The following is a 7,935-nucleotide window of genomic DNA, read 5'->3' on the forward strand; positions in this document are numbered from 1 at the left end:
GCCGCGCTGGGCGTCGCGCTCGCCGTGCGGGGGGTGCCCGGCGAGGCCGCCGAGGCGCTCGAGACCGCGCTCGCCGGCTCGACCCAGCCCGCGCGGGCTCACCTCGCGGCGGCGCGCGCCGAGGCGCTCCTCTCCGCCGGGGACGCCCCGCGCGCCGCGAAGCTCCTCGGCGACGTCGCCGCGTCGGGGGACCTCGCGGTGGCGCGTCGGGTCCGCTGGCGGGAGCCCGAGGCGCTGCTCGCGGCGGGGCTCGCGCCGGAGGCGGTCCCGCTCCTGGAAGGCCTCCTGCGCGACCTCCCCGGGGACGGCGCCGCGCCCGGAGCGCGGCTCGCGCTCGCGCGAGGGCTCCGCCAGCTCGGGGAGGACGCGCGCGCCGCGGAGGTGTACCGCGGCCTCTGGCTCGAGCGGCCCGAGCTGGCGGCGGGCCGCGCTGCCGGCGAGGCCCTCGAGACGTGGCGCGCGGCGGGCGGTCCGGTGCCGACCGCCACCGCGGCCGAGCAGCTCGCGCGCGCGGACCGGCTCCTCGCCACGGGCTGGCCCGACGCGGCGCTCCTCGCCCTCGACGCCGCGGAGCGTGCGGAGCCGCCCGCCGCGCCGGAGCGCGCGGCCATCCTCCGCGCCGGTGCGCTGCTCGCCCTCGGACGCCACGGCGACGCGGAGCGTCTCGCCGCGAAGTTCACCGCGGCGCCCGACGAGAGCGACCGGCGGGGCGCGCTGCTCGTGCTCGCGCGCGCGGCGGCGAGGGCCGGCCGGGTGGACGAGGCGAGCCGCCGCTACGCCGAGCTCGCGGCGCTGCGCGCGCCGATCCCGGGCATCCCCGAGTGGCGCCAGCGCGATCTGGGAGACGAGGCCGCCTACCTCTCGGCGTGGCTGTACTACGACGCCGGCCAGTTCGCGCGCGCCGCGACGGCCCTCGAGGCGTTCGCGAAGGCCAACCGGCGCTCGCGCCGCGCCGACGACGCGCGCTGGTTCTCCGCCTGGTCGCTCTACCGCCTCGGGCGCTTCCCGGCGGCGGCGCGCGCCCTCGCGAAGCTCGATCGGACCTCCTACGCCGACGCCGCGGCGTACTGGCGGGCGCGGCTCGCCCGGACCGGTCCGGAGCAGCGGCGGCTCTACCGTGCGGCGATCGCGGCCGGAGGGGACGGGTGGTACGGCCTGCTCGCGCGGGCGCGGCTCGCCGCCCTCGGCGAGTCCGCCGCGAGGATGCCGCCCCCCGACCCACGCCCCCTGCCGGAGCTGCAGGACGCCGCCGCCGCGGCGCGGCTCGCGGTGGCGGTCGAGCTGCTCGGGCTGGGGATGCGCGCCGAGGCGCTCGAGGAGCTCGCCGATCTCACCCGCTCCTGGCGCGCCCGCGCGTCCGCGCCGGTGGTGGCGCAGCTCGCGGCGTTCGCGGGCGACGCCGAGGTCCCGTTCCGGATCTCGCGCGACCACCTCCTCCCCACGCGGCGCGCGCTGCGCTGGGCGCACCCCGAGCCCTACCCCGAGCTCGTCCCGTCGCGCGCCCGCGCGGTGGGCGTCGATCCTTCGCTGCTGCTCGCCGTCATGCGGCGCGAGTCCGGGTTCCGGCCGGGCATCCGGAGCGGCGCGGGCGCCGAGGGGCTCCTGCAGCTGCGCCCCGCCACGGCCGAGCGGGTCGCCGCGCTGCTCGGGCTGCCGGGCGGGCTCGGCGCCCGGCTCGCGGAGCCGGAGGTGAACATCACGCTCGGTGCCCATTACCTCGGCCTCCTGCTCGCGCGCTTCGGCGATCCCGCGCTCGCCGTCGCGGCGTACAACGCGGGCCCCGGCGCCGCGGCGGAGTGGGCCCGGGCGCGCGCCGGGATGCCGCTCGACGCCTGGGTGGAGTCCATCCCGTACCGGGAGACGCGCGGCTACGTGCGGATCGTGCTCGCCGACTGGGACGTGTACCGCGCCCTGGCGGGCGAGCCGGCAGCGCCGATCGCGCCCGAGCGAGCCGTCACGGCGCCGGACGGCGGGGTGGCATTCTGAGGGAGGCGCGCACCCGCGACAGCGGGCGCGAAGGTTCACGGGCCCCGCCGAGCGGGGGTGGGGCCCCGACGACGGCGGCCAGCCGTCGGCGGGGCGGGGGCGCAGCCCCCGTTAGATCAACGCCGCGCGCACGGCCGCGAGGATCTCGTCGCCGAGGCGGCGCAGCACCGAGGGCGTGACCCCCGGGATCTGGCCGAGCGCCTCGGCGTCGCGCGGCAGGCGCCGCGCGATCGCGAGCATCGCGTCCTCCCCCAGCACCTTGAACGGCGGACGGTCGAGGGCCTGCGCGCGCTCCTCGCGCGCGAGGTACAGCGCGCGCAAGACCGTCCGGCCGGCGGGCTCGAGCTCGCGCGCGCCCCGCAGGCGGCGGAACCCCTCCGGATCGAACACGCGCTCGCGCGGCACCACCGCGGCGACCCGGTCGAACTCGCGCCGCGCGTCGTCCGTCGCGCCACGCGACTCGAGGTCGGCCGCCAGGAGATCGCGGAGCGTGAGCAGGAAGTGCGTGTCGAGCGCGGCGTAGGCGAGCTGCGCGGCGCTGAGCGGCCGCTGTCCCCAGTCCGAACGCTGGAACGCCTTGGAGAGCCTCACCCCGAAGTGCGCCTCCACCAGCGCGGACAGGCCGAGCCCCTCCCGTCCGAGCCGCCGGGCAGCGAGCATCGTGTCGAACAGGCGCGGCAGCCGCCAGCCGTACTCGCGCTTGAGGCAGCGCACGTCGTAGTCGGCGCCGTGCAGCACCGTCTCGCGTCCGTCGCAGAGCACCTCGCCGAGCGGGCGGGGATCCACCGCGAGCGGATCGAGGATGTAGTCGGCGGACCGCGTCGAGATCTGCAGCAGGCAGACCCGCTCGCGGTACACGTGAAAGCTGTTCGACTCTGTGTCGAGGGCCACCACCGGCTCCGCTCGGACCGCCTCCACGAGCTGCGACAGCGTGGCGGGGTCGGCGACGAGGATCGGGGTGGCGCCCGCTGAAGGGGGCGTCATCCGGCGGGATTGTATCCAATTCGGGCCAGCGCCGCCGCGACCTCGGCGGCGACGCCGGCGTTTCGCTCGAGCAGCGCGACGTTCGCCGCCCGCGCCCTCCCGTGCGTCGCCCGCGCGACGGCCTCGAGCAGGAACGGCGTGACCGCCTTGCCGCGCACGCCGCGGTCCCGGGCGTCGGCGAGCGCCGCCGCGATCGCGGCCTCGATGACCTCTCGCGGCACGGCCTCCGGGGGTGGGATCGCGAGCACGACGCCCTCGCGCCGCCCGAGGCCGCCCCAGTGCATCGCGAGCACGCGGGCCGCCCCGGCGCCGTCCTCCACCCGGTGCTCGAGGGGTACCCCGCTCGCTTCCGAGTAGAACGCGGGCAGCTCGGAGGTCCGCCAGCCGAGCACGGGGATCCCGAGCGTCTCGAGGGCCTCCGCGGTCGCAGGAACGTCGAGGATCGCCTTCGGCCCCGCGCAGACGACGCAAACGGGCGAGCGGGCGAGCTCGCCCAGATCGGCGGAGACGTCCGCCGCGCCGGCGGCCGGCTCGCCGTCGGGGATCCGGTGGACGCCGCCGATCCCTCCCGTCGCGAACACCGGGATACGCGCGCGCACGGCGACGGCGGCGGTCGCGGAGACCGTCGTGCCTGCGTCGCGTCCGGCGGCGAGGAGCGCCGCGAGATCCCGCACCGCCGCCTTGGCGGCCGGCCGGGAGGGATCGGCGAGCCGAGCCAGCTCCTGGTCGGACGCCCCCACCACGATCCGCCCGTCGAGCACCGCCACGGCGGCCGGCACGGCGCCCCCGGCCCGCACGGCCGCCGCGCAGCGGCGGGCGGCGTCGAGGTTGTGCGGCGGCGGCAGTCCCTGGGCGACGACGCTCGTCTCGAGGGCGACCACCGGCCTGCCCGCGGCGAGCGCCTCGCGGACCTCCTCGGCGATGCGGAGAGGCGTTTCCATGCACCGAGCATAGCCCGGGCCGTGCACCGGGCGCGTGCTATAAGCCTCGCCAGGGACCGTCCGGGCGGGCGGCGCGACGAGGATCGAATGAGGGCGCGAATCCGGGGCTGGGTGGTGCTCGTTTACACCGCGGCCTCGATGGTCACGTTCTTCCTGCTCAGCCTGCCCGACACCCTGCTCGGCCGCGGTCAGCTCGCGATGTGGTTCGCCCGCTTCGCCTGGTCCCGCTCGATCCTCCGGCTCGCGGGGGCCCGCGTCCGGGTGCTCCGCCTCCCGCCGCTTCCCGACGGACCCCTCATCTTCGCGTCCAACCACGAGAGCGCCCTCGACATCCTCGCGCTCGTCGCCCGGCTGCCGCGCACCGTTCGGTTCATCGCGAAGCTCGAGCTGTTCAAGATCCCGGTCTTCGGCCTGTACATGCGGCTCGGCGGTCACATCCCGGTCGATCGCGGGAACCATGCGCGCGCCATCGAGTCGCTCCGCCAGGCGGGCGCGGCGGTGCGCGGCGGCACCTCGCTCATCGTGTTCCCCGAGGGGACGCGCTCCACCGACCTGCGCGTCCACCCCTTCAAGAAGGGGCCGTTCGTGGTGGCGATGGAGGCCGGGGTGCCGGTCGTCCCCGTCGCGATCTCGGGCGCCGGGCGCATCACCCCGAAGCGCGCCATCGCGGTGTACCCCGGGGAGATCCGGATCGCCCTCGGGGACCCCGTCGACCCCCGCGCCTTCCCGAACAAGACGGCGCTCCTCGTCGAGGTGCGCCGCCGGGTGATCGAGCAGCACCTCGCGATCGGCGGCGCGGGAGGCGACACGCGCGACGCCGTGGCGGCGCCGGGGCGCGAGGGGACGAGCGCGTCCGCCGACGGCGCGCCGGTGTAGGAGCCCTTGCGCCTTGTCCGCCCCGGCGGGCGGGCGGTACGCTCTCGCACGATGAAGGAGCCGGCCCGCCCCGATCCGCTCCCCGCGGCGCACCGCGTGAAGGATGTCGCGCGCGACCTCGCCCAGGAGCTCGCCGGCGGCTACCGCCGCTCGACCCGCTACATGCGCCTCCGGGCCGCCGTGATCGGCGCGTGGGTGCTGCTCTCCGCGGGAGCGATCTGGGCGTCCTGCCCGGCCGGCGGGCCGACGAACCGCCTCGACGCCGAGGCGCAGCTCCTCCCCGGGTCGATCATGGGGACGCAGCTCCTCGTGAAGAACGGCTCCGATCGCCACTGGACCGAGGTCGCGTTCACGCTCGACGGCGGCTGGCGGTGCGACCGGAAGACGGTCCGCGCCGGGGACAAGGTGGTGCTCTCGCTCGCGGCGTTCCGGCGCGAGGACGGCGCCGCGGCGCCCAGGGACCTGAGACCGCGGGCGATCACCATCGAGTGCGTGGAGGGGCGCGCGACCCTCTCCCTCGCCGCGGAGTGACCGTGGACGGCCCGCGCGTCCTGCTCGTCGACGACGACCCCGACATCTGCGAGTTCCTCGGGATCCTGCTCGCGACGGAGGGGCTCGCCTCCGCGGCCGCCTCGACGGCCGACGAGGCGCTCGCGGCGGTCTCCACGGCCGCGGCGGTGCTCCTCGACGTGGCCATGCCGGGCATGGACGGGCTCGAGCTCTGCCGGCGGATGCGCGCCGCCGGCTTCGCGGGTCCCATCCTGATCGTCTCGGCGCGCCCCTCGCCCGATCTCCCGCGGCGGGCGGTCGAGGCCGGGGCGAACGGCTTCGTGCGCAAGCCGTTCGAGAACGCGGAGCTCGTGGCGCTCCTCCGGAGCCACCTCTCGGTCCCGCGCCGCTAGCGCCTTCGCGCCCGCGCCGCGGCCAGATCGTCCTGCGCCGCGTCCTCCGCGCGCTCTCTCGCGCGGCGGAGGCCCTCCTGCCAGCTCGCGCGGTGGCGTGCGATGGCCTCGCGCGCCGCGGAGGCGTCCCCGAGCCCCGCGCGCGCCGCCGCGACGCCCTCCTCCGCCGCCGCGAGCGCCTGCTCCGCGGACGCCAGCGCCGCGCGCGACTCCGCCTCCTCGCGCCGGAGCCGCGCCGAGTGGCCGGCCGCCGTCTGCAGCGTCGCGGCCGGCGCAGCCACGCCGGTGGGGACGCCGCTCGCGCTCGCCCGCCGGGAGACGTCGTCGAGGAGCGCCCTCTGCTCGTCCCGCTCCCTGCGGGCGCGGCCCTCCTCCGCGAGCGCCGCGGCCAGCGCCGCGCGCGCCGCCTCCTCCTCGCGCTCGCGCAGCCCGAGCAGCGCCGCGAGGGGGTAGGCGTCCGTCACCGGACGAGCTCCTCGAGCCGGGCGCGGGTCCGCTCGGGCTCCTCCGCCTCGCCGGCGCCCTGCCGCAGGAACGCCTCGATGGCGGGGAGCCGCTCGAGGGCGGCGTCGGTGTCCGCGTCCGAGCCGGGCGCGTACGCCCCGAGCGCGATGAGGTCGCGATGACGCTCGTGGGCGGCCAGGAGCGCGCGCAGCCGGTCCGCCGCGGCGCGGTGCGCCGGGGTGGTGACGGCGGGCATGACGCGCGAGAGGCTCCGGAGGACGTCGATCGCGGGGTAGCGCCCGGCGGCGGCGAGCCGCGCGTCGAGCACGACGTGGCCGTCGAGGATCCCGCGCACCTCGTCGGCGATGGGCTCGTCGAGATCCCCGCCCGCGACGAGGACGGTGTAGAGGGCGGTGATGCCGCCCTCGGCCCGGTTCCCGGTGCGCTCGAGGAGACGCGGCAGCGCGGCGAAGACGCTCGGCGGGTAGCCGTGGCGCGCGGGGGGCTCGCCGGCCGCGAGGCCCACCTCGCGCTGGGCGCGCGCATAGCGCGTGAGCGAGTCGAGCATGAAGAGCACGCGCCGGCCGCGGTCCGCGAACCACTCCGCGATGGCCGTCGCGACGTGGGCGGCCTTGAGCCGCTCGAGGGCGGGCGCGTCGCTCGTCGCCGCGACGACGACGCTCCGCGCGAGCCCCTCCGGCCCGAGCGCCTCCTCGACGAAGTCCCGCACCTCGCGGCCGCGCTCCCCGACCAGGCAGATGACGGACAGCTCCGCCCGCGTGTTGCGGGCGATCTGGCCGAGCAGGGTCGACTTGCCGACGCCGGCGCCGGCGAAGATCCCGACGCGCTGCCCCTCGCCGATCGTGAGGAGCCCGTCGATCGCGCGGACCCCGAGCGCGAGCGGCGCGGTGATCCGGCGGCGCGTGAGCGGGGCCGGCGCCGCGCGCTCCACGGCCCACTCCGCGAGCCCGGCCGGCGGCGGCGCCCCGTCGATCGGCCTGCCCAGCCCGTCGAGGACGCGCCCGAGCAGCGCGTCGCCGGCGCGGATCGCGAGCGGTCGCCCGGTGGGGAGGATCTCGCTGTCCGCGCCGAGCCCGGCGGGATCGCCGAGCGGGAGCAGCACCGCGCGGTCGTCGCGGAACCCGACCACCTCGGCGAGGAGCGGCGGGCGGCCCGGAGTGTGGATCTCGACCGCCTCCCCCTGCCTCACGCCCGCGGCCTCGGCCTCGACGACGAGGCCCACGAGGCGGGTCACGCGGCCCCGCAACCGGAGCGGCGCGGCCCGGTCGAGCGCCTCGCGCACGCGGCCGGGGTCCGTCACCGCCCGTCGTCCTCGAGCGCCCGCGCGAGCGCGGCGAGCTGCGTCTCGACGCGGGCGTCCACCCGCCCCGCCTCGGTCTCGACCACCGCGTCGCCCCGGGCGAGCGCCGCGTCCTCGCGCACCGTGAGCCCCGGCGCCCGCGCGAGCACCGCCGCGAGCCGGCCGGCAGCGGTGCGGATGGCCTCCGCGTCGCCCGGGTTCACCCGCAGCGTCACCTCGCGGCGATCGCGCGCGGCCGCCAGCGCGCGCGCCGCGAGATCGGCGACGGCGCCGGGATCGTGAGAGAGCTCGCGCCCGAGGATCGTCCGCGCCACGTCGACCGCGACGGCCGAGACCTCGCGCTCGGCGAGGGCGAGCCGGCGATCGCGCGCGGCCGCCGCCGCGGCGACGCTGGCCGCGGCGCGGGCGAGCCCCTCGCGCCGCCCCTCCTCCACCGCCTCGGACCGGATGCGCTCGCGCGCCGCCTCGGCCTCGGCGCGGA

Annotated in this window: 9 protein-coding genes; 4 read left to right on the forward strand and 5 right to left on the reverse strand. The window is 78.3% G+C overall.

Features of this window, described 5'->3' with window-relative positions:
- The coding region (locus MNZ29_RS22835) for a lytic transglycosylase domain-containing protein (RefSeq protein ID WP_242356903.1) at positions 1-1,986 on the forward strand (1,986 nt) is incomplete at its 5' end.
- Positions 1,987-2,097: 111 nt separating this feature from the next.
- On the opposite strand, the gene MNZ29_RS22840 is transcribed toward MNZ29_RS22835, so the two are convergent.
- Positions 2,098-2,970: a ribonuclease D gene (locus MNZ29_RS22840; protein WP_242341434.1), complete on the reverse strand. Its 873-nt coding sequence runs from the start codon at positions 2,968-2,970 to the stop codon at positions 2,098-2,100.
- Positions 2,967-3,911, reverse strand: a complete 945-nt coding sequence (locus tag MNZ29_RS22845) for a pseudouridine-5'-phosphate glycosidase (RefSeq protein ID WP_242341433.1) — start codon at positions 3,909-3,911, stop codon at positions 2,967-2,969. The genes MNZ29_RS22840 and MNZ29_RS22845 overlap by 4 nt, the downstream gene beginning before the upstream one ends.
- Positions 3,912-3,998: 87 nt before the next feature.
- Here MNZ29_RS22845 and MNZ29_RS22850 point away from each other — a divergent pair, with 87 nt between their 5' ends.
- Genes MNZ29_RS22850 through MNZ29_RS22860 form a run of 3 tightly spaced genes read left to right on the forward strand, consistent with a single transcriptional unit; the run spans position 3,999 to position 5,689 of the window.
- Positions 3,999-4,787 carry a lysophospholipid acyltransferase family protein gene (locus MNZ29_RS22850; RefSeq protein ID WP_242341432.1) on the forward strand — a complete coding sequence of 263 codons (789 nt, stop codon included), beginning with the start codon at positions 3,999-4,001 and terminating at the stop codon, positions 4,785-4,787.
- A gap of 51 nt (positions 4,788-4,838) precedes the next feature.
- The gene (locus MNZ29_RS22855) at positions 4,839-5,318 is read left to right on the forward strand and encodes a hypothetical protein (RefSeq protein ID WP_242341431.1); all 480 of its coding nucleotides are present in this window, start codon (positions 4,839-4,841) and stop codon (positions 5,316-5,318) included.
- Between the two features lie 2 nt (positions 5,319-5,320).
- Positions 5,321-5,689 carry a response regulator transcription factor gene (locus MNZ29_RS22860; protein WP_242341430.1) on the forward strand — a complete coding sequence of 123 codons (369 nt, stop codon included), beginning with the start codon at positions 5,321-5,323 and terminating at the stop codon, positions 5,687-5,689.
- On the opposite strand, the gene MNZ29_RS22865 is transcribed toward MNZ29_RS22860, so the two are convergent.
- The 3 genes from MNZ29_RS22865 to MNZ29_RS22875 form a co-directional block, all read right to left on the reverse strand.
- Positions 5,686-6,153 (reverse strand): hypothetical protein, encoded by a 468-nt coding sequence (locus tag MNZ29_RS22865; protein ID WP_242356906.1) that lies wholly within the window; start codon positions 6,151-6,153, stop codon positions 5,686-5,688. The two genes, MNZ29_RS22860 and MNZ29_RS22865, sit on opposite strands and share 4 nt — an antisense overlap.
- The gene (locus MNZ29_RS22870; RefSeq protein ID WP_242341590.1) at positions 6,150-7,454 is read right to left on the reverse strand and encodes a FliI/YscN family ATPase; all 1,305 of its coding nucleotides are present in this window, start codon (positions 7,452-7,454) and stop codon (positions 6,150-6,152) included. The genes MNZ29_RS22865 and MNZ29_RS22870 overlap by 4 nt, the downstream gene beginning before the upstream one ends.
- Positions 7,451-7,935: FliH/SctL family protein (locus MNZ29_RS22875; RefSeq protein ID WP_242356908.1), on the reverse strand; the 485-nt coding region annotated here is incomplete at its 5' end. The genes MNZ29_RS22875 and MNZ29_RS22870, both read right to left, overlap by 4 nt.

It is taken from the genome of Anaeromyxobacter sp. SG64 (assembly GCF_022690745.1).
Lineage (GTDB): Bacteria > Myxococcota > Myxococcia > Myxococcales > Anaeromyxobacteraceae > Anaeromyxobacter > Anaeromyxobacter soli.

Coding starts and splice junctions, on each gene's coding strand:
- MNZ29_RS22840 (WP_242341434.1), bottom strand. CDS start 2,970: ATGACGCCCCCTTCAGCGGGCGCCACCCCGATCCTCGTCGCCGACCCC.
- MNZ29_RS22845 (WP_242341433.1), bottom strand. CDS start 3,911: ATGGAAACGCCTCTCCGCATCGCCGAGGAGGTCCGCGAGGCGCTCGCC.
- MNZ29_RS22850 (WP_242341432.1), top strand. CDS start 3,999: ATGAGGGCGCGAATCCGGGGCTGGGTGGTGCTCGTTTACACCGCGGCC.
- MNZ29_RS22855 (WP_242341431.1), top strand. CDS start 4,839: ATGAAGGAGCCGGCCCGCCCCGATCCGCTCCCCGCGGCGCACCGCGTG.